Source organism: Mechercharimyces sp. CAU 1602 (assembly GCF_024753565.1).
Taxonomy (GTDB): domain Bacteria; phylum Bacillota; class Bacilli; order Thermoactinomycetales; family JANTPT01; genus Mechercharimyces.
Genome location: NZ_JANTPT010000004.1, coordinates 75,065 through 96,111, shown reverse-complemented (window position 1 = coordinate 96,111; position 21,047 = coordinate 75,065). Strand labels below are relative to the sequence as shown.

Annotated in this window: 23 protein-coding genes; 16 read left to right on the top strand and 7 right to left on the bottom strand. The window is 43.3% G+C overall.

What is annotated here, in order from left to right:
- Window position 1 precedes the first annotated feature (1 nt).
- Complete coding sequence (gene rsmG, locus NXZ84_RS14210; RefSeq protein WP_258841009.1) at window positions 2–724, top strand: 16S rRNA (guanine(527)-N(7))-methyltransferase RsmG; 723 nt, start codon at window positions 2–4, stop codon at window positions 722–724.
- A 50-nt stretch (window positions 725–774) separates the two neighbouring features.
- Here rsmG and NXZ84_RS14205 read toward each other — a convergent pair whose 3' ends face one another.
- Window positions 775–1,845, bottom strand: a complete 1,071-nt coding sequence (locus NXZ84_RS14205) for a hypothetical protein (RefSeq protein WP_258841008.1) — start codon at window positions 1,843–1,845, stop codon at window positions 775–777.
- Between the two features lie 106 nt (window positions 1,846–1,951).
- Window positions 1,952–3,145, bottom strand: a complete 1,194-nt coding sequence (locus tag NXZ84_RS14200; protein WP_258841007.1) for a ParM/StbA family protein — start codon at window positions 3,143–3,145, stop codon at window positions 1,952–1,954.
- Between the two features lie 844 nt (window positions 3,146–3,989).
- Here NXZ84_RS14200 and noc point away from each other — a divergent pair.
- From noc to NXZ84_RS14170, 6 genes are all read left to right on the top strand, one after another.
- Window positions 3,990–4,841, top strand: a complete 852-nt coding sequence (gene noc / locus NXZ84_RS14195) for a nucleoid occlusion protein (protein WP_258841006.1) — start codon at window positions 3,990–3,992, stop codon at window positions 4,839–4,841.
- A 566-nt stretch (window positions 4,842–5,407) separates the two neighbouring features.
- Complete coding sequence (locus tag NXZ84_RS14190; RefSeq protein ID WP_258841005.1) at window positions 5,408–6,667, top strand: group II intron reverse transcriptase/maturase; 1,260 nt, start codon at window positions 5,408–5,410, stop codon at window positions 6,665–6,667.
- 104 nt (window positions 6,668–6,771) lie between these two features.
- A complete protein-coding gene (locus NXZ84_RS14185; protein ID WP_258841004.1) occupies window positions 6,772–7,506 on the top strand; it encodes a ParA family protein in 735 nt (244 codons plus the stop codon).
- On the top strand, window positions 7,496–8,356 hold the full coding sequence (locus NXZ84_RS14180) for a ParB/RepB/Spo0J family partition protein (RefSeq protein ID WP_258841003.1): 861 nt from the start codon (window positions 7,496–7,498) through the stop codon (window positions 8,354–8,356). The genes NXZ84_RS14185 and NXZ84_RS14180 overlap by 11 nt, the downstream gene beginning before the upstream one ends.
- Before the next feature lie 94 nt (window positions 8,357–8,450).
- Window positions 8,451–9,587 carry an aminotransferase class V-fold PLP-dependent enzyme gene (locus NXZ84_RS14175; protein WP_258841002.1) on the top strand — a complete coding sequence of 379 codons (1,137 nt, stop codon included), beginning with the start codon at window positions 8,451–8,453 and terminating at the stop codon, window positions 9,585–9,587.
- An 83-nt stretch (window positions 9,588–9,670) separates the two neighbouring features.
- A complete protein-coding gene (locus tag NXZ84_RS14170; RefSeq protein WP_258841001.1) occupies window positions 9,671–10,543 on the top strand; it encodes a diacylglycerol/lipid kinase family protein in 873 nt (290 codons plus the stop codon).
- 15 nt (window positions 10,544–10,558) lie between these two features.
- Here the strand turns inward: NXZ84_RS14170 and yyaC are convergent, their stop codons facing one another.
- Window positions 10,559–11,164, bottom strand: coding sequence for a spore protease YyaC (yyaC, locus tag NXZ84_RS14165; protein ID WP_396654050.1), 606 nt, complete (start codon window positions 11,162–11,164; stop codon window positions 10,559–10,561).
- Window positions 11,165–11,289: 125 nt separating this feature from the next.
- Here yyaC and NXZ84_RS14160 point away from each other — a divergent pair, with 125 nt between their 5' ends.
- The 3 genes from NXZ84_RS14160 to NXZ84_RS14150 are packed head-to-tail and all read left to right on the top strand — an operon-like array spanning window position 11,290 to window position 13,225.
- Entirely contained in the window at window positions 11,290–12,336 is a 1,047-nt protein-coding gene (locus NXZ84_RS14160; protein ID WP_258840999.1) for a YkvI family membrane protein, read from the top strand.
- A gap of 50 nt (window positions 12,337–12,386) precedes the next feature.
- Entirely contained in the window at window positions 12,387–13,001 is a 615-nt protein-coding gene (locus NXZ84_RS14155) for a lysophospholipid acyltransferase family protein (protein ID WP_258840998.1), read from the top strand.
- 26 nt (window positions 13,002–13,027) lie between these two features.
- Complete coding sequence (locus tag NXZ84_RS14150; RefSeq protein ID WP_258840997.1) at window positions 13,028–13,225, top strand: DUF951 domain-containing protein; 198 nt, start codon at window positions 13,028–13,030, stop codon at window positions 13,223–13,225.
- 44 nt (window positions 13,226–13,269) lie between these two features.
- Here NXZ84_RS14150 and NXZ84_RS14145 read toward each other — a convergent pair whose 3' ends face one another.
- The 4 genes from NXZ84_RS14145 to NXZ84_RS14130 all read right to left on the bottom strand — a co-directional run bounded on the left by NXZ84_RS14145 (window position 13,270) and on the right by NXZ84_RS14130 (window position 17,115).
- Window positions 13,270–14,601 carry a D-alanyl-D-alanine carboxypeptidase family protein gene (locus NXZ84_RS14145; protein ID WP_258840996.1) on the bottom strand — a complete coding sequence of 444 codons (1,332 nt, stop codon included), beginning with the start codon at window positions 14,599–14,601 and terminating at the stop codon, window positions 13,270–13,272.
- Between the two features lie 162 nt (window positions 14,602–14,763).
- Entirely contained in the window at window positions 14,764–15,219 is a 456-nt protein-coding gene (locus tag NXZ84_RS14140) for a hypothetical protein (protein WP_258840995.1), read from the bottom strand.
- A gap of 27 nt (window positions 15,220–15,246) precedes the next feature.
- On the bottom strand, window positions 15,247–15,729 hold the full coding sequence (locus tag NXZ84_RS14135) for a hypothetical protein (protein ID WP_258840994.1): 483 nt from the start codon (window positions 15,727–15,729) through the stop codon (window positions 15,247–15,249).
- Window positions 15,730–15,747: 18 nt separating this feature from the next.
- Complete coding sequence (locus tag NXZ84_RS14130) at window positions 15,748–17,115, bottom strand: vWA domain-containing protein (RefSeq protein WP_258840993.1); 1,368 nt, start codon at window positions 17,113–17,115, stop codon at window positions 15,748–15,750.
- Window positions 17,116–17,300: 185 nt separating this feature from the next.
- Between NXZ84_RS14130 and ychF the strand changes: the two genes are divergently transcribed.
- From ychF to NXZ84_RS14100, 6 genes are all read left to right on the top strand, one after another.
- Window positions 17,301–18,401 (top strand): redox-regulated ATPase YchF, encoded by a 1,101-nt coding sequence (gene ychF / locus NXZ84_RS14125; protein ID WP_258840992.1) that lies wholly within the window; start codon window positions 17,301–17,303, stop codon window positions 18,399–18,401.
- Window positions 18,402–18,599: 198 nt separating this feature from the next.
- A complete protein-coding gene (gene rpsF, locus NXZ84_RS14120; protein WP_258840991.1) occupies window positions 18,600–18,890 on the top strand; it encodes a 30S ribosomal protein S6 in 291 nt (96 codons plus the stop codon).
- A 38-nt stretch (window positions 18,891–18,928) separates the two neighbouring features.
- Entirely contained in the window at window positions 18,929–19,363 is a 435-nt protein-coding gene (ssb, locus tag NXZ84_RS14115) for a single-stranded DNA-binding protein (protein ID WP_258840990.1), read from the top strand.
- Between the two features lie 42 nt (window positions 19,364–19,405).
- Window positions 19,406–19,633 (top strand): 30S ribosomal protein S18, encoded by a 228-nt coding sequence (gene rpsR, locus NXZ84_RS14110; protein ID WP_258841065.1) that lies wholly within the window; start codon window positions 19,406–19,408, stop codon window positions 19,631–19,633.
- A gap of 126 nt (window positions 19,634–19,759) precedes the next feature.
- Window positions 19,760–20,068 carry a MazG-like family protein gene (locus NXZ84_RS14105; RefSeq protein ID WP_258840989.1) on the top strand — a complete coding sequence of 103 codons (309 nt, stop codon included), beginning with the start codon at window positions 19,760–19,762 and terminating at the stop codon, window positions 20,066–20,068.
- Window positions 20,069–20,100: 32 nt separating this feature from the next.
- Window positions 20,101–21,024, top strand: a complete 924-nt coding sequence (locus NXZ84_RS14100; protein ID WP_258840988.1) for a YybS family protein — start codon at window positions 20,101–20,103, stop codon at window positions 21,022–21,024.
- Window positions 21,025–21,047: the final 23 nt, after the last annotated feature.

Below are 21,047 nucleotides of genomic sequence, written 5' to 3'. Positions count from 1 at the left end.
GATGGCAGAGCATCAACACTGGTTAGCGGAGTCGACCTCGTCAGCACTCGGACTCACTCTGACGGAAGAACAACTTCAACAATTTCATCTCTATTATCAACTACTGGTAGAAACGAATAAGCACTTTAATTTAACTGCTATCACAGAAGAAGCTGAAGTATATCTGAAGCATTTTTATGATTCGCTAGCACTGGCTAACGTTGTGTCCCTCCCTTCTTTGACTTCATTGATCGATATAGGTACAGGCGCGGGCTTTCCAGGGATTCCGCTCAAAATTGCTTTCCCCCATCTCCGCTTATGTCTGGTGGATTCACTAAACAAGCGGATTGGTTTTCTGCAAACCGTGGTGGATGAATTGGGTTTAGAGCAGGTGGAATGTGTTCATGGACGTGCGGAAGACTTAGGGCGTGCCCCTCACTTGCGTTCACAATTTGATGTAGCTACTGCACGGGCAGTCGCCAAGCTAAATGTGCTTGCTGAGTATTGTCTTCCTTTTGTAAGACCGGGAGGAAAGTTTGTGGCATTAAAAGGCCCTAAAGGGGAGGAAGAGCTACAGTCATCCACAGAGGCTGTGGAAAAGTTAGGCGGGGGAAAACCGGAATTAGTGTCATTATCGCTTCCGCAGGATCAAGGTTTACGATACTTTGTGATTGTGGATAAAAAAAGGACGACGCCGAGAAAATATCCTCGCCGTCCAGGTATTCCAGCAAAACAGCCGTTGTAAATAGAAACGATGGAGTAATTAGCTCCATCGTTTCTATTTTTTGTTTGAGATTAACCCAAATTATTGATCAGACTGTGCAGTCCACGTAAGGCAACTTTCCGTTTTTCTTGACTCATAGAAGATTCGCGGTCAAAGGGATCACTATAATCTTCGTGTGCGTTGTACCCGAATGGATCTTCAACTTCGATCGAATCCCGTTTAAGAGAGCTCTCTTGCGCTTTTTTTAGCGGTGGAGGCTTCCTGATACTCTCTTGTCTGGGTTCTCTTTGGATAGGGGGAGGATTCTCCTTTGACCGTCTTGCCTTTTTTGCAGATTTGTTCTCCGCCTCGCTTCTACCCTCTTCCCACACCACTTTTCCACGCTGTCCTTCCCTCTTAGGAAGGATAGATTCTGATAGTGGGGTAGGTGATGTTGGGGAGACAGGAGGGGACTCCTCATGCTGCCTGCGATGTGATCGCTTTTCATCCATATGAATAACAGAAGAATGCTGACGGTGACGTAAGGAGTTTGTGTGCTGTAGCTCTTCTGCATGGGAAGAAGGCTCTTCCTTTGACTTATGTTTAAACTGCTCGAGTGGATCGTGATTTTTTAAGCGAGCGGGTGGTTTTCTTGTTTGACTGCGTGTTAGTTTTTTACGCAACTCCATTTCGCGTTTGCGGAAAGAAGGTGTATTATCTTGTTCCACCTCAACGGTTTCCTCTACTCGTTTGATCCGCGGACGCAAATTTCGTTTTAACATGCGGGAGCGCATATGAAGTTCACGTTCTAAATGCGGGTGAGAGTGATCAGGTTCTTCCAATGAAAGCAGCAGAGGAGCTTTTTCTGTAAGCGCTGTAATGGTATATAAGGCTTGGACACTATTAGCACTCGTACTCTCGTCAGGCAAAGTAAGTTGCAGTCTGGTACGTTCGTAAGTAGGGAGGCTATCATTTTCATCTGGAAAAAAAGCGTGATGAGACAAATCTTTACCAGAATGAATGAGGGAAGCCACTTCTTCCGGACGAATATTAAGCATAAGCACACTCTTTCCATTGTGTACCTGCTCCGTTGCTAGCTGAGTACCCTCTTCCTGATTAGGGCTGATAAGAATCATATCAAATGTCTCAGGTTGAAGTTTCACGGCTATTTCCCTCCTTCTATTAGGATCTTTTCTACGGTACCGTATTTATACAAAACGCAACGTGAAGTCCATACAAGCTAAACGTGCAATGTTCTCTTTTAGTTTCCTATTTATCCCGTTTTTTATTGTTGGATGATTTCCCATTGGTACGTGAAGTAGGAGCTTGAAACTCTTGTTGAATTGAAGCGGCCACTTCTTGATGGTTTGGTGATGGGATAGCCGATTTGTATTTCGATTGAGTAAATTTGCATAACCCAAACGCATTGGCAAATTGAGCATCAATTCCATAATCCTCTGCAAAGATTAATTTATCTTTGAAGCGGTCATGGTAGAAAGGCTTAAAGGGAATGGATGATCCGCCTGTTAAGATGATGTAGGTGATATCATCGCCATAATCAAGTCGGTTCCACACTTCGTCAACAAGAGAGTGACCAATTTCGTTGATACATTCTTCTACGATTTCGGAGACATTATACACTCTGCCCTTAAAGCTGATCTCTTTTGCTTGTACCACCCGATTTAAGCTCCAGATCGGATATTCTTTACCTTGTCCTTCTGGATCGAGCTCACGTGTATATTCATTTAATCGTTTCGATAATAGATTATATACATTAAGCATGGCAAAGCGCGAAGTAAAGCTTTGACGCTTGATAATCGTTTCACCGTGAAGGGTTTCTACATCTGAAGTACCAAAGCCAAGATCGTTAATGCTTACTTTGCGGATAAAAAGATCCTCATTAAGCAATTGACCTTCGCGGTCAAGAGCGATTTGGAAGAGTGTTGCCATCGGTTGACTGATCACATAAAGGTTTTCCGGTTTGATTTCAAATTCTACGCGCCGATAAGGAAGATTTCCTTGTTTCATTTCAAAGGAGTGTTTGCCGATCAAACGGCGCTTTAGTTCGTCTTTGTAGTCGATATAGCTATCGGTAGGTAAAGCGACAGATACGATGGGTTCTTCATCATCGTGTTGCAGCATGAGCGCTGTACTAACACGGAACATGATCTGATATTCGTTTTCTCGGAACCAGGTGGGACTAAATAAACGGCGCTCATGGGAATCGAACAGTTCGTCATCGCCTGATTGCTCTATTGCTAATTTCCCTACAAACCATTCACGATCTCCTTCATCCTCACGATACATGATGTTGTGGGGATCATTATTATAGGTGATTTCCCCTACCCGGTTTGGAACAACCATATTACGAATGAACATCTTATAAAACTTTTCTCCATTGCGACAAACAACTTTGGTTCCGTAGTATCCTTGGTCATTTCCAATATAAACGGGTGTGCTCATTATTATTCTCTCCTTTAAATTTAGTGTGCTGGTGAAGCAAGGTTAGTGCGAGAACTTATACGGGACTGATCATTATAGATATAACAGTGTAAACTTGCAGACAGGCACCGGATAATGAACGAAATTTTTACAAATTTGATATTTTACTCTCACATCTAGCTCTTCTATATCACCAGAATTATGGATTGAAAGACTGAGGTGGTCAAGTTTTCCTGTGATTATAATAGTGATTTTACCAAGTGAAGGAGAAGCAGGTCAACAGAAATGGACTAGTATAATTTTTCAATAAAAATATATGAGGATCTTTTAAATAGTAATTTCTTTGTTTGTTAATAACTACTTATATCTACATTATCTATCTTTGATGTATTTATTTTATAAATAGAATGTGTTTTGTGGGAATGAATGCATAATTATAAAATACGGTTAGCGATCAAGTGGGATAAAAGTTAGAGGATTGTAGATCGCTTGTAGAAGAATGAGGTAGTTGTGTGGAGAGATAAGTGCGAGACTCCTCTTACCATAAATGATTCGCTGTGACGATACTCATTTCCTGTTTATAGACAGCACCTTGGCTATGATAAATAATGATGATTTAGACAATGTAGTTTCTCTACCGGTTTCCATAATAGTGTGGTTTGAGTCAGGCAAGTTTCAACGTGCTCAAATGAAGGGTGTTATGGATATGCTTCATGTTCCACGTGGAACATCTGTAAAAAATAATGTTATCCCATTCAATTGCGAGCAGAGATCATATACAATAGCGATAGAGTAGATAATTTCGTCAAAGGAGGGGAGAGGCGTTCAGGTGCCCGAATAGGTTTGGGCAAGGGCGCTGTTATGCATGAAAGAGCCGTTTTCACGGTGGTTTGGCAAGGAAGGAAAGGATGAGATCGATGAGCTGCGTGAGATTTCAGTTCATGAGATTATTCCTAGTCCTTATCAACCGCGGACGATATTTGATGAAGACCGGATAGAAGAGTTGTGTGAAACGATTCAGAAACATGGCGTTATTCAGCCCATTGTGGTGAGAAAAAATGGCGCTGGCTATGAAGTGGTAGCAGGAGAACGTCGTTTACGGGCCGTGCAGAAATTGAAGATGGACCATATCCCTGCCGTCATTCGTCAATTTGATGATGGACAAGCGGCGGCGATCGCCTTGATCGAAAATCTGCAAAGAGAAGGATTAACGGTGATTGAAGAGGCACATGCCTATCAACGTTTGATGAAATTGCAAGATTTAACACAAGAGGGATTGGCAAAACAACTGGGTAAAGGACAATCGACGATTGCTAATAAAGTTCGTCTGCTCCAGTTACCAGAAGGTGTACAACACTGTTTATTAAAACGGATGATTACGGAACGGCATGCACGCGCTCTATTGCCTCTACCATCTGAGGAAGTGCAGCTTCAAGTTCTGCAAGAGGTATTGGATAAAGAATGGAATGTAAAACAAACGGAACAACGTGTGGAGCAAATGCTGTCAAAAGAGACCCGCAAACGGAAATCAAGACGGAAAGCGGTATCAAAAGATGTTCGTATTGCGATCAATACCATTTTACAGTCGATTGATATGGTAAAACAGACGGGGATGCAAGTTGATACGGTAGAAGAGGATCATACTGATCATTATGAAGTGGTGATACGTATCCCGAAGCAAGGTAAAAGAAAAAATGAAACTAAAGGTGGAGCGTAACCATGGGTAAAGTGATTGCAATTGCAAACCAAAAAGGTGGTGTTGGAGTGCGTCCGTAAGGGATTATGAACAATGCCTGTAAACAGGCTGGAATGCGAGAGGATTCCATGGTTATCTAGCTAACTCAGAGTGGAAACACGAATGAGGAACATAGCATGCTAGAAAAGCGCAAACGTGACTCTAACGAGGAGAGGACGTGTTGTGCAAAACCACACGCAATAATACGGCTAAGGCTATACTGCTTGAAACCTAGTTTCTTTGCCTCAACCACTAGGATGTGTAAACCTCGATTTCTTGCACATGGAAAGGGAGGTTCAGTCCTTTTCCAACTGACTGTAACCCTCTCGCTCCTTTCCCAGCGTATCAAAAGATACGTGAAAGAGACGAACAGGTGGCCTACGTTATTGCAAGAGGTGTTCATAAATCTAAACGGAGATGACCTAAGGCAAAAGAGAAATTTTTTTGCTAAGGTTACGGAGCCTCTATAGTAGTCAGAGATAGGGAAAACCTATTACAGGGCGAAGAGGGGCAGGTTGTTCAAACGATAAGGGGCGGAGGGATGCGAAATGCAGAGAGCCAATGTGGTCTTATCGATACTGAGTCAAAAGGCGCATTCAAAGCATCAATTTGCGAGTGAGCGATGTTATCGCTATTTTTATAATCCCGATTTCTATGCGCAAGCGTATCGCAACCTGTATGGGTCTCATACAGAATTGGAAGATAGAGTAGTGACAGAGTGGATCGAAGTGATGAAAAGGGAAGGATATCAACCATCTACAACGGCGACGCCAACTGTATGGGATGAAGTGATGCAAGAGGTGGTTCGTATGATCATAACCGCTCTCACTTCTTCATATGAGTCGAGGCAAGCTCGTATCATTTTACCTATAAGTAGATTGGAAGCTGTACAGGCGTTGACAAAGCATTATAACGGGGCGGTATGGGCACTATCGGGTGATGTTACCTCCATATTATCATCACTACCTTCTTCGTATTTTCTGCAGCTGCTCGCCCAGCGCATACGTGATGGCCGCTTTATAGAGGTACTTCGTCGAATTCTGAGAGCAGGTATATTGCAAACGACAAAGGGTTTGCAGGTAGCGTTGATCAACATGGTGATGCAAGAGTGGGAAGGTAGATTAGCAAGCAACGCAAACCATGATACCTATGTACGGTATGGAGCCGAATGGATTTTATTTATTGAGGGCCAGCGATCAGAGGCACTCCATAGGATAGAAGAGCTTGAATGTTGCATGAAGAGAGCCTGGCAACGCTCTATTCCAACGCAACTGTGCCGATTGCATCACCTTGTGGATCAGCCTGTGCGCTTTCTACAATATGACGTGACTTGCGAGCGGGAGCTGGGTGAGCATCTGTCTCACTTGCCCTATCCGACTCGTCACTTAAAACTACGTCTGCCTGGGGATATTATCAAAGAAGCATTGCGACCCTTTCGTCGTCACGGAAAACCGACGCATCATTCGTCACGACTTCACCTGTCGATTCCACAAATGATTACGCTATATAATCGGGAAATGGCTGAGTTACATCAGAGTTATTACATGGCTACCAATGCGAATAAAAGGTTGCGCGAGTTTCAATATGTTCACTATCAAAGCCTACTTAAAACGATGGCTCGTAAAGAGAACCGAAGTGTAAAGCAGATTGTGAAGAAGTACGGCATCCCCGTACAAAATCGGGCAGGGACAGGGATGAAGTTGAGAGTGGGCTGGAAAGAACCCCATTCATCTAAGGTAGTGGTGTATTACGACCAGCCTTTGTATCTCCCGCCCGACTCAGTCGCTCGCAAACGGATCGCTTGGTGAATGCCTATTTAGACTCAGGAACAGCTGGAGAGCCGAATACATTGAAAGGTGTACGTTCGGTTCGGAGGGGGGGCATAGAGACCTGTCGTAAGAGATAAGGCGCTATGTTCCTACCCTACAAAACAACCACTTCCATTAATTTAGGAGCTAGTATTGCAACATTAGGGAAGAGAACGTTATTGGTAGATATCGATCCACAAGGAAATACAACGAGTGGACTAGGGGTAAATAAGGCGGATGTTCCAGCATGCATTTATGATGTTCTCGTAAATGATACTCCGATGAAGCAAGTGATTACACCGACCTGCGTTGAAAACTTGGATATTGTTCCAGCAACCATTCAACTAGCTGGAGCGGAAATAGAATTGGTACAGGTGATCTCAAGGGAGAAGCGCTTGAAGCAGGCATTACAACCCTTAATTGAGCAGTATGATTATATATTGATCGACTGTCCACCTTCGCTTGGGGTGATTACGATTAATGCTCTGACGGCGGCTCATACCGTGTTCATTCCTATTCAGTGTGAATTTTATGCTCTTGAAGGACTGGGACAGTTACTTAATACGATTCGTCTAGTACAGAGGCACCTGAATAAAGGTTTAGAGATCGAAGGCGTATTGCTCACAATGTTTGATAGTCGTACCAATCTATCATTACAAGTAATGGAAGAGGTGAAGAAGTATTTTCAAGAAAAAGTGTACGAGACAATGATCCCCCGTAATGTTCGATTAAGTGAAGCCCCAAGTCATGGGTTACCTATTTTATCATATGATCGCCGTTCCAAAGGGGCTCAGTGCTATCTCGATTTAGCGAAGGAAGTGATTCAAAATGGGGAATAAACGCTTGGGTAAGGGTTTGGGTGCTTTATTACCTGCTGTGGAAGCAGATGCAAGTGATGAGCTACAGGAAGTCGTGGTTGCAGAATTACGTCCGAACCCATATCAGCCACGTAAAACATTTGATCCCGATTTAATGAACGAATTGGTAGACTCGATTCGCGAACACGGGATTGTACAACCTTTAGTGGTTCGCAAAAGTATTCGGGGATATGAAATCGTTGCAGGGGAGCGTCGATTTCGTGCTGCCAAACAGTTAAAGTGGGAACGTGTACCGGTAGTCATACGAGAGTTTACGGATGAACAGATGATGGAGATCGCTTTGATCGAAAACGTGCAGCGGGATGACTTAAATCCGATGGAGTTGGCCCAGGCATATTACAAGTTGATGAAGCAATTCGCCATGAAGCAAGAGGATTTAGCGAAAAAAGTGGGCAAAAGTCGTCCCCATGTGGCCAATGTGTTGCGTTTACTCCAGTTACCATCGGTTCTTCAGGAATATGTTTCACGTGGAACATTATCGATGGGACATGCTCGTGCTCTGCTTGGTGTGAAAGATGATGCGTTACAAGCGATGTTGGGTGAGAAGGTGATACAGGAAGGAGCTAGTGTCCGGCAATTGGAACAGTGGATTCAGCAGTTACAAGACTCATCGAAGACTAAGAAAAAGAAAATCCCCCCGAAAACAGATCCAGCTGTGAAACACTATGAAGAGATGTTACAAGAAATTTTTAGTACTCCGGTTCATATTAAGAATGGTAAGCGTAAGGGGAAGATCGAAATCGAATTCTTCTCCTCGCGAGAGTTAGAGCGTTTAATAGAAATCTTACAACAAGAGCGTATGATAGACTAACATATGCGCTTCTCCTTTTCAAAAAACGAAGAGAAAACACCTCTATCTCGAAGGATAGGAGAGAAATCCGTCTGACGATAAGGGGGAGAATGAGATGATTTATGTAGATAATGCGGCTACTTCATGGCCAAAACCAGCAGCAGTAACAGAGGCTATGAAGAGGTGTTTGGATGAGTATGGAGTTAATCCAGGAAGGGGTGCATATCGTCTCGCTTACGAAGCAACCGTCGCAGTTGATAAAGCGCGACAAGCTGTAGCCTCTTTTTTTCACATTTCAGACCCAGCTAATCTGATTTTTTGTCCCAGTGCCACTTGGGCATTAAATCAAGTAGTGCATGGGTTATTACAAAGAGGTGATCATGTGATCGCGACAGGATGGGAACATCATGCTGTAGCCCGTCCATTGGAATCATTAAAGCAATCACTTGGGATTGAGGTTACGTACTTAGTATGTGCAGAAGAAAACGTGTTGGTAGAGTTGCAGGATGCGATCCGATCAGAAACAAAGCTGGTTATAACGACCCATGCATCTAATGTAACGGGAACGGTGATGCCGGTTGCACAAATCGGAGAGCTTACTCGTAAACACGGAATATGGCACGCGGTCGATGCGGCACAAACAGCAGGTCACCTTCCGATAGATGTAGAAGCGATGGGTATTGATCTGCTCGCTTTTCCTGGTCATAAAGGGCTGATGGGACCACAAGGAATTGGTGGGTTATATATTCATCCTGAATGCCCCTTAACCCCATATATACAGGGCGGAACGGGTATCCTTTCAGACAAGATGCATCCTCCACTCATTCGACCGCAGGCATTTGAAGGTGGAACATTAAACACCCCTGGGATCGCGGGTCTGTATGCAGGTATACAATATATCCAAGAGCAAGGTTTAGAGACCATTCATCAGTATGAAATGGGGTTGTTAGAACGGTTAGCTGAGGGTTTACGATCGCTGCAAGGCATTCGTGTGTATGCCCCTTCTTCATGGCAACTGCCAGTGCTGCTTCTGCAGGTGGAAGGATGGGACTGTCAAGAGATAGCGCTCATCTTGGATCAACAATTCGATATCGCTGTGCGCGCAGGTCTTCACTGTGCCCCACGTGCGCATGAACAAGCAGGGACATTAGAAGATGGTGGAGCAGTTCGGATTAGCTTAGGAGCGTTTAACCAAGTAGAAGAGATAGAAAAGATTATTTCTGCTTTGACACAAATTCAACAAGTGGCATGAGGACGTAACCAGTGGATGAGCAGAACAGAATGAAGATGACTAGACTCTATGTGAGATACACATAGCATAATAGGTGGGGTTACATGTACTTATTTATTATCAACCCTGTCTCGGGCAAGGGAGAAGCAGCACAAAAATGGACTTGGATTGAGCATGTGTTGAAAGAGCAAGAAATACCTTATCGAGGTATGTTTACGCAATACGCAGGACATGCGCAACAGTTAACAATAGAATGGAAAGATAAACCTGATGTGAAAGCGATTATTGTGATTGGTGGAGATGGAACGGTAAGTGAAGTAGGCGCATGTTTAGTAGGATCGGCTATTCCACTTGGTCTAATTCCCTCAGGTTCCGGTAATGACTTTGCGAGAACGAATCACATCTCTATGGATCCTATTCGTGCGTTAAAAAGAATGCTATCTCATCAAGTGAAAAAGATTGATACAGCGGCTTGGCAGGAAGGCACGATGATCAACTCGATTGGCATTGGTTTCGATGGAATGGTTACTGAGAGAGCCAATCACTCCCCTTTAAAAAAGCGGATTGGGAAGTGGGTATATGTTGTTGCTACACTGCAAACGTTATTTCGCTATCAACCTTCCAATGTAACGATAGAGGTGGATGAAAGCGTACATCACTATCAGCGAGTATGGATGACGACGATCTGTAATAGCGCTAATTTTGGTGGCGGCATGAAGATATGTCCACGTGCTAAAAATGATGATGGGCATTTGGATTTGTGTATTGTACACTCTCTTTCGCCCATAGGGCTGCTACTCTTTTTTCCGGCTGTTTTCTTGGGTTACCATGTCCATCACCCCGCTGTCTCCTTATTACAGGGACAAAAAGTGAAGCTTAGTTTTGATAGAGAACAGAAAGCGCAGGCGGATGGGGAGGTGCTTCCGCATCAGCCTAAAAAAATAGAGATAGTAAAAGAGTCATTACTCATCTTATAATGAGTTAATTTCTATTTAATGAGGCGGTTGCTTCTGATAGGGTACATCATGATCATGAATCATAAAAGCAATAGCATTGGCGATAATATCAGCCATTTTCATAACAATACTTAAGCGTGTATTTTGCAATACAAAGTATTCCATAAAGCCAGCTACATTGACGATACCTGTAACATGAACCTGCCCTACTTCTGGCAGGTTTTTATTTACGCCTGCTCCGGGTTTGAGTGGACCCAGTCCTACTTGTATTCCACCTACACTACGTAACTGTCCAAGACAAGCATCGATCGCAATAATGAATGGCCGCGAGTGATTCTCTTTAATCTTTATCATTGTTTCTTCGAGATTAACAGCATGAACAGGCTCGTCCAATGTCCCAAATATATGTAACGAAGGAGGGGAAATTTTTTTTAGTTGAGAGCCAACAAGTGGACCTAAGGCGTCACCAGTCGAGCGATCTGTACCAATACAAAGACAGATGAGTTCCGAATAACGAGGATATAGTTGATGAGCATAATGAAGCCACTGCACACAATATTGGAGGGCCGACGGGTCTGTATAAGCGATACGAGCAGGAAATTGCGTTGACGGTGACTGTGGCGGGTAAAGTGGGTCTTGCATGCGCACAATCTCCCCCTTCTCTTATTTTTACCAGTATACGGATAGCTACTGTGAAATATACATCTAGGGACAAACCTTATAGGAGAAAAATATAAACGATGAGAGGAATAATAGGGGGAGAAGAGATGCATTTTCGCGTGGGTGCAGCAGTGAAGATTAGTATGACAATTATAGGGACGACGATAGGAGCAGGGTTTGCTTCCGGGCGTGAAATTTGGGAATTCTTCGGATCGTATGGCACTGATAGTAGTAGTAGTATATTTCTGGCGATGACCTTATTTTGGGCGGTTAGTATCATCGTATTGTATATTAGCTGGCGCTACCAAACGAAAAACTATTCTGAGGTGCTCATACACGTTATGGGAGAAAAACTAGCACGGGTTTTTGATTTGTTTATCCTCGTCTTTCTATTGATCTCCACGCTGGTTATGGTTGCCGGGAGTGGTGCCACTTTTCAACGCTTTAGCGGCTCATTTTTATTTGGATCCGTCTTGTTAGGAATTGCAGTCATGATCGTGCTTCTCTATGATGTAAAAGGACTCATATCGATGAATACGGTGTTGATGCCCATATTGACGGTAATACTCATTGTAGTATGCGTACAGTTTTTGCAATCCCCACCGCTAGATGCGACATTGGCTAGTGAAGAGAGCTCTAAGATGCCGATGTGGCCTTCTGCAATTACATACGCGGCATTTAATATTTTATCCCTCTTGGCGGTGTTATCAACCATGGGCTCACAAGTTAGGCATTCGGGGGAAATCTGGTTAGCTGGTTTTATAAGTACATGTTGCCTCTCTCTGATGGCAGTTCTTTATAATCAATCACTCTTACAAGTAGAAAGTTTAATTCCACAGTATGATATTCCACTATTTGCTTTGATGCGAGATTACTCATCATTATGGGTGTATATGATTTCCTTGGTGTTGTGGCTTGCCATCTATACCACGGCAGTAAGTAATGTTCATGGAGTCGTTCATCGAGTAGGAAAGTATGTACCATTGCCCCATTGGATGATTGGGATGTTCATCTTTATCATGCTGATACCGCTGAGTCAATTGGGTTTTTCTACTTTGGTACAGGTGATTTATCCGTTATACGGGGTATTAAATCTGTTCTTATTATCGACAATTTTACTCTATCCTCTTACAACAAAAAGCAGATGGGAGTAGCAGAGGTGATAGGATAATGGGTAAAATAGAGACAGAAAGGGGGAATCCGCGTGTTATATGGATTCGGCAAAGGATTGATACTATCTGTACTCGCTTTGTATCATCGAGTGGATATAGAAGGAAAGCACCATATTCCCAAAGAAGGCTCATTTCTACTCGTAGGTAACCATGTAAGCTATTTGGATCCTTTTTATATTGGAGCGACAGTACCACGACAAATAAAGTATATGGCGAAAAAAGAGTCATTTGATCACCCCGTAACCCGGTGGTTTCTCCAACAACTAGATGCCTTTTCAGTCGATCGGAGCAAGCCTGATATGGGTGCTATTCGGACAGCACTTAAACACTTGAAAGATGGGAATGTAGTTGGGATGTTTCCAGAGGGAACAAGAAGTGACGAAGGATTGAGCCAACTAAAACAGGGAGCAGCTTATCTGGCAATACGCAGCAAAAGTCCAATTATTCCTGTCCATATTTCGGGAACCGACCGCTGTTTACCACGAGGAAAAACATGGATTAGACCAGCAAAGGTACGCATTGCATTTGGCGAACCGATTCAAATAGAAGAGGGCAAAGGAAAAGATCTTCAAGAAAAAGTAAGTCAGCATATTCTTACCGCTCTGCAGTCACTTGCCCCACAGATGGAAGCTAGAACGGAGTCATAAGAGAGTCGATAGAGGAGGAAATCGGGATGCAGCGTAAATCGTTTGCCCTTGGGGACATTGTTGAGATGAAAAAGAGTCATCCCTGCGGCACAAATGCTTGGAAAGTGATCCGAATGGGAATGGATATTCGCATGAAGTGCACAGGCTGTGGTCATAGTGTCCTAATTCCACGGCTAGAATTTGAACGAAAACTAAAAAAAATAATTGAATCCTCGGGAGAATAAATAAGGAATGAGCCGTATACTACCGGCCACATTCCTTACGGATCTTACCTTTGCTTGCGGAGGAAATAGATTAGTCCCAGTATCATAGCCACAAGGCTTATGCCTATCAGAGGGAAGAGATAGATGGGAGGTGTGTAGTGAGCATGCCATTGCTCAAATGAGCGCTTCCATAGGATAAGAGCATCAGCTCTTTCTAACCTCTCTGTGGTTACAAGAGGAACTTCACTAACATTTGGTACAGGTTGCCCATCATAATAAAGGGTTGCCGTTGCTACTTCAGTTTGGGCGGGGAGAGGAGCATACAGGTTTTTTTGATAATCTACTTTTATGGTGTAGCGATCTCGTTCTGTGCTACGAACGGGTAAGCGGATGGTTTTGCTAGGTACGATTGTTACCTCTTCTTCCACTCCTGCTTTTATACTGATTTGTTGATGGTGAGGAAGAGGATGCTCTTTACGGATAAACTCATGGAGTTGGAACTCCTTAAGACCGTAATCCAATAATGTGGCTGTCTGTGCAAAACGAGCCCTGTTAGTATCTGTTCCCATCACAACTGTAATAAAGCGTAGATCTTTATGTTTGATCGTTCCAGTGAAGCAGTATCCAGCTTCAGCGGTAAAGCCTGTTTTAAGTCCATCTACTCCGGTGTACTCATATGGTGCCCCTTGAAGCATCCAATTTGTATTTTTTAGTGTGAGTGCTTTTACCTCGCCTGGGCGAAAACGCATTTTTGGTATAGCGGAATAGGAAAGGATTTCGGGATAGTCATGAATGAGTTGACGTGCTAAATGGGCAACATCACGGGCAGACATCTGGTGTTTACCAGAAACAACAGGAGGGCGTCGGTAAAAGTCTGGTGGCAGTCCAGTACTATTGCGATAGTGAGTTTTGGTGAGACCTAACTCCTGTGCTTTTAGATTCATCCACTTAACAAAAGTGGTTTCATCACCTGCTACATGAATGGCTAATGAAGAAGCGGCATCATTTGCGGAAAAAACGGACATAGCCATAAAAAGCTCTTTGACTGTTCGTTGTTCCCCCGCTTGCAGATGGACTCCTGACGCTCCTCCACGATTGAGAAGTGCTGCGTCGTGGTCGATGGTGACCACTTCATCCCATGCTAATTGACCTTCTTTTATTTTCTCTAGCACGATGTATTGCGTCATCATTTTGGTCATACTAGCGGGAGGTAGGGCTTGATTACTGTTTCCCTCTAGTAAAAGTGTGCCTGTTTCGTAATCCATCAAAACGTATGCGGAAGCTTTAATTTTTGGAGGAGAAGTAGCGCTCGTTGTTGTGGGAATGAAGCAGGAGATCAGGATGATGATAAATAAGAGTATAGTCGTGCGGTAAGGTAGGTTGCTATAGTTATTCACGGATGATGTCCTCTCACATAAGTAGAACAAAATTTTGTATATGATAACATTGTTTTCCCAATGTTATCATATTTGAATAAGATAATCATCTCGTTTAAACAAGTGATAGACAGCGGGTAGGGGAGTTTATCCTATATAGAATGGACTCCCCCTTCTTTTGATCTAATCGATAATGGTAAACGTTCCTTCTGCGAGTAGGTCTTCTCCACGTAAAACTTGCATTTTATAGTCGCTTTTGGTGTAGAAGCCATTAAATTTGTCATGGTTTGTAAATTCCCATTTCTTGGTTTTGTCTGATGGATCTTGAGATGTGAAATGCATCTCTTCAATAATTCGATTTTCAGGAAGTTTGATCCAGCGGACAGTGTATTTCTTGGTATTAGGACTTTCAAGAAGCTTATATGACATAGCAAATGTCTCATCTCTGCCGAAGTGGGTACGTGCATTGATAACCTCATCGTTATTATCATCTTCTGGATAGTCGCCAAACTTGATTTCCACTACTTTCGCTTTATCTGTTTGAGACTCCTCTGCTCCATCACTGCCGAGTGAACATCCGCCCGCAAGAAGTAATATAGCTAGTAGTAATGGGAAAAGTAATCTTGTTCTCTTGATCATCATGAACCTCCTATGTAAAGAGTTGCTTTAGTCAACGATTGTAAAGGAACCTTCAGCCAGTAATTCTTCTCCACGAAATAGTTGCATGGTATAGTCGCCTAGTTCATAAAATCCATGAAAGTCTCCGCTGTCCGTAAACATCCACTTCCACTGCGTACTGTCAGGACTTTCCTCATCTTGCACCCACTCTTGAATTAAACGGTCATCAGGTTGTTTTACAATTTTGACCTTTACTCTAGTTGTGTCTATTTTTTTACCGAACTTTACAGACATAGAGAACTCTTCTTCCTTACCAAAGTGCTTGCGCTGATTTAATACTTCCCAATTATTCTCGTCACGCGGATAATCACCAAACTTAATTTTTGCTACGCCGTTGTTTGTTTCATTTTTGGTTTTCTCTTCATTCTGTCCTTTATCTTTCCCTTCTTTTGCACTATCCCCCATTAAGCCACAACCACTTCCTAGTAGAAGTAGGCTAAGAGCGAGTAGAAGTAGCCATATCTTTTTCATCGCAACTTCCTCCTTTATTTAGTTCGATAGTTTCCTTTGTTCGGAATCTCGTTGATTGCGAACATAATCTTGAATCTCATCTCGATTCTCTCTTACTTCAGATTGCACATAGTCACGGGCATCGTATGTCCAGCCCTTAATCTGACTTTCACGATCATATAGCTTGCTCTTGGTGGAACTGATCACGTTATAATCGAAGTCACGTTCTTCTTCTAAATATTCGGCTGCGTTCATGAGCTGATAATGCTCTTTATTTATTAGCTCGAGTAGGGCATCTGCTTCCTGCTCAACCTCGTCTAATTTGATACTGGCATAATACTCCGCTTTATTATATTGATCGTCCGCCCACTTCTCCCATTTGTCATAGAGGAGGCGGAATTGACCCTCGAAGTACTCTTTCATTTCGACGTCTGTATCCACTGTTTGATACTCTCCGCCACCAGCATCAGCTACTTTTTGTAGTGCTTGTTGCCCTTTATCATCTACATCGAAGCCAAGAATATTGACGACAGCTTGGATACCAGATTGGTTAAGTTCTTCTGCTATTTTTACAGGATCGCCATCGCAAGTTTCTACTCCGTCACTGACGACATAGATAATATTTTGTACATTGGCACCCCCTAGATGGGAGGAAAGTGTGTTTTTAGCGGATTCCATGGAGCCAGCGAGCGGGGTATACCCGGTAGGCTTTGCTTTATCAAGAGCGGTTTGAAAGGAGTCCTCCTGGTATTCTCCAAGCGGGTAAACCTCTTCTACACCGGCGCATGACACCTTTTTGTCTGCTTCGTTATTAGAACCTTTATGTCCGTAGAGTTGTAGGGACACATTGGCGCCTTGAGGCATATTGGAAATAAAGTTGTGAACGGCTTTTTTAGCAAGGTCCATCTTTTTTCCGCCCTCTACCTTTTCCGCCATACTACCGCTGGAATCAAGGAGAATGACGACGTTTACTTGTTGTCCCGCGGGTACCTTTATTTTTTTCATGGAGTCGGGACTAGCATCTAATTCTGTTACGGACGTATCGTAATTTTGAAAAAAGTGAAAGCTCCTTCTGTAGTCTTCTCCTACTAAGCGAAGGAGCTTTGAATACAGTTGAGCGGAGGAAAGATCTTTAGACCATTGGTCTAATTCAACCCGTACTTTGTTTAGATCGTATTGATCACTGTGTGATCCAGGTCCGGCTAGTAATTCAATATCCTCCAAACGAGTAGGTACTTTGATTTGAGGAGGAGTCTCGCTATGGGAAGAAGCGGAATCGCTCTTTTTTTCTGAGGAATTCACATTTTCTTGCTCAGATTGCTTCCCCGTAGTTTGGAAAAGCGTAGAACATCCGCTCGAAAGGATAAGGATAAATACCAAAACTAGTAATACTACTCTTCGGTTCACTTTTCTCACCTCGTTTCCCTAAGTTTGCAAATCTATTATAACGTAAAATAAAACCAAGGGAAATAATAGAATAGCTTAGAGACAGATATTTCGACAACTACCCAACTTTCATGACAGCGACCTGTGCTTTCGATATAATGGACAAGGATTAAAAAGACGGAATGCTCCATGAGAGGATGACATTGATGGCACTTACAACAGGTATAGTCGGATTACCCAATGTGGGGAAATCCACTTTATTTAATGCAATAACGAAGGCAGGAGCGGAATCAGCCAATTATCCCTTCTGTACGATTGACCCCAATACAGGTGTGGTTGATGTACGTGATCAACGTTTAGAGCGGTTAACCGAAATTGTAAATCCCCAACGCGTCGTGCCGACTCACTTACAGCTGGTTGACATCGCTGGCTTGGTTCGGGGGGCGAGCAAAGGGGAAGGTTTGGGAAATCAGTTCTTAGCCAACATTCGCGAAGTAGATGCGATTATTCATGTGGTGCGCTGCTTTGAAGATGGAAATATTACGCACGTAGAAGGGAAAGTTGACCCCGTCAGCGATATCGAAATTATTGATACCGAATTGGGTCTATCTGACTTGGAAGCAGTAGAGCGGCGGATGGATCGTGTTATGCGCAAGAAGAAAAGTGGAGATGCGGATGCGGGTAAAGAGTTTGAAGTGCTTGAAAAGGTACAAAAAGGCTTAGCAGAAGGTTTATCTGTGCGGCAGTTAGAGTTAGATAAAGAGGAGCGCCAGCTCGTTGACCCACTCAACCTACTAACAGCCAAAAGTGTCTTATATGTAGCCAATGTGGGTGAAGAGGAAGTAGCTGATCCGGAGAATAACCCTCATGTACAACAAGTGCGCGAAATTGCTGCCAAAGAAGGAGCGCAAGTAGTGACGATCTCGGCTCAATTGGAAGCTGAAATCGCAGAGCTGGATGGGGAAGAGCGCCAACAATTTCTTGAAGACTTGGGATTAGAAATGGCTGGCTTAGATCGCCTGGTGCTGGCAGCCTACACCTTACTAGGCTTAATAACCTACTTTACAGCTGGCGAGAAAGAAGTGCGTGCATGGACCATTCGTAAAGGGACAAAAGCACCGGGGGCTGCAGGTGTGATTCACACTGATTTTGAAAAAGGCTTTATTCGTGCTGAAGTAGTAGGGTATGAAGACTTGGTGATGAGTGGCTCTATGAATGAGGCGCGTGAACGAGGCTTGATGAGACTGGAAGGAAAAGAATATATTGTGCAAGATGGCGACGTTATGCACTTCCGCTTTAATGTCTAATATCTTATCAGATAGGGTTGTCACGAAAGAATGATAAAGAGTATGTAAGACGCGGATGCTGAAGGTAAGGGAAACATATCCGTTTACCTTGCTTCTCTGCCACTTTGCTGATAGAATAGTTCAGTGTGGGTTTATTAAAACTCCTTGCTTCATTCAAGGAAAATGAAGCCGCAGTGTCCATGAGGAGGTGAATGCATAATGAAAAAGTATGAGATGATGTACATCGTACGTCCCGATGTGGACGAGGAAACGTTGAAAGCTACGCGTGAAGCGGTTGAAACGACCATCAGCAAAAATGGTGGGGAAAACGTTGCGAGCAAAGATTTCGGTAAACGCCGTTTTGCTTATGAAATCGAAGATGCTCGTGAAGGTTTTTACACAGTAACCACTTTTGACGCTAAAAACGAGACGTTGAACGAGTTGGATCGTATTATGAAACTTAACGACCGTGTTCTACGGAAGATGGTTATCAGCTTAGATGATAAATAGGGCGAGTATCAGGTTTCAAACATTAGGAGGGGATCGAGATGAACCGGGTTGTACTCATAGGGAATTTGGCGCGTGATCCCGAATTGCGTTACACGAGCAGTGGGGTTGCAGTTGTAAACTTTACGATTGCTGTTAACCGTCCTTTCTCCAATCAACAGGGCGAGCGCGAAGCTGACTTCGTTAACGTAGTCGCTTGGCGTCAGTTGGCGGAGAACTGTGCTAACTACCTTAAAAAGGGACGGAAAGCGGCTGTAGATGGTCGACTGCAAACACGCAGTTTTGAAAACCAAGAGGGTCAGCGCATCAAAGTAACTGAAGTGATTGCAGATAATGTTGAGTTTTTATCTCCCCGGTCAGAGTCGAATACTCAGGCGGGTTATAACAACAACCCATTTGAGCAATCATCGTCTAAAGATCCCTTTGCTGATGATGGCAAACCAATTGATATCTCGGATGATGATCTACCCTTCTAATATAAATACCGATACTAATTGAGAAGAGGAGGGAATATGATGATGGCACGTCGTCGTGGAAACAAACGTCGCAAAGTTTGTTTCTTCACAAGTAACAAAATCACATACATCGACTACAAAGATGTAGATTTGCTGAAACGGTTTATCAGTGAGCGTGGAAAGATTTTACCTCGTCGTGTAACAGGTACTTCTTCAAAATACCAACGGCAATTAACACGCGCAATCAAACGAGCTCGTCAAATGGCACTTCTGCCATATGCGACTGACTGAGTATAAAAACAGGGGCCCATTTGTGCCCCTGTTTTTTCCTTTCCACGGTATGAAAAAAGGATTTTGGTGTCGAGTTGTTGAAAGTAGACCTAATCCCTTTACCGAAGGCGAAGGAGGGCATCGATGATGAGTCGGCCAGATCGCAGCGTACATATAGCTAAGAGCGTTAAAGTGATTGATTGGTTAAAGACGGAATTAATCGACCAGCTGGCCAACTTATTTAAAGGACTTCATTATGCCAATCAAACCTTAATAGTGGACAGCCTCGCTAGTTTAATAACGGCTGTCTATGTACTGGCTCGTCGGCTTGGGTTATCATTTCGTGAATTGGACCAAGCTGTGGTGAAGAACCTACAAGAACATGTTGAAGAAGGGCACCAACTTGAGGAATGGTATCAAGACCTTTCCCATTTGGAAAAATATATTGATCGATAATGAGTGGAACAAAAGGGGGAGGCATTTCGCTGATGAAGCCTATAAATAACCAATATGACTGGATCTACAGTGCAGTCTTATTTATATTGATTTTCATATTATCGTTTACACCTTTAGGGGTGGTAAGTATATGGTTTTTACCGTTACCGTTTATGTTATTAGCGGCAAAACAACCACTTATCCCTACACTTATTTTTATTGTAATCACGAATGGATCTCTTCTTTTAGGAATGTATGCGGTGCTGGGGGAAGAAATTGCGACTATGATGGCACTGCTTATACTGCCGACAGTCTTCATAGGGCTGTTAATGGGGCGTCTCTACTCTCATAAAGAGATGAGTGGAAGTGAAGTCGTCCTTGGTGGATTAATGGCTTCAAGTATCGTGATCATTTTGGTCTTTGCGATCTCTTCCTCCGTTTTTGGAGCATATGGAAAGTTACAAGCTGCTTGGGATGGACAATGGATGGAAACGCAGACCTTATTTGCAACGCTGGGAATTGAAGAGATTGGGGAGCCACCGCAGTTACAAACGCTTATTCCTGTTTTGATGGCGATCATTGCGATTCCGATCCCGCTACTTAATTTTTGGGCGGGAAGAAGGTTGTTGCAAAAGAGGATTCCGCTTAAGCGCATCCCTCTCTTTTTCCATTGGCGCTTACCACGTTCCTTTCTTCTTTTTTACGGAGCGATGCTCCTACTTGGTTTGATTGGAATAAGCGGGGGAGAGGATTCCTTTCGCTGGGTGGATGGAGTTCTTTTGCTGCTGCACATGCTATTTTTTCTACAAGGGCTTTCCTTTGTTTCTTACTTTCTCCATTGTAAGCATAAAAATCAAAGCTGGATGATTTTAGTTCTCTTCGTATCATTCATACCCCTCTTATCTCTACTCTTTTATGCTTTAGGGATTCTTGATGTGGGTACAAAGTGGAGGAGCCGGTTGGTAGGAAAGGATTAGTTCTACTGGATTTGGAAAGAGAC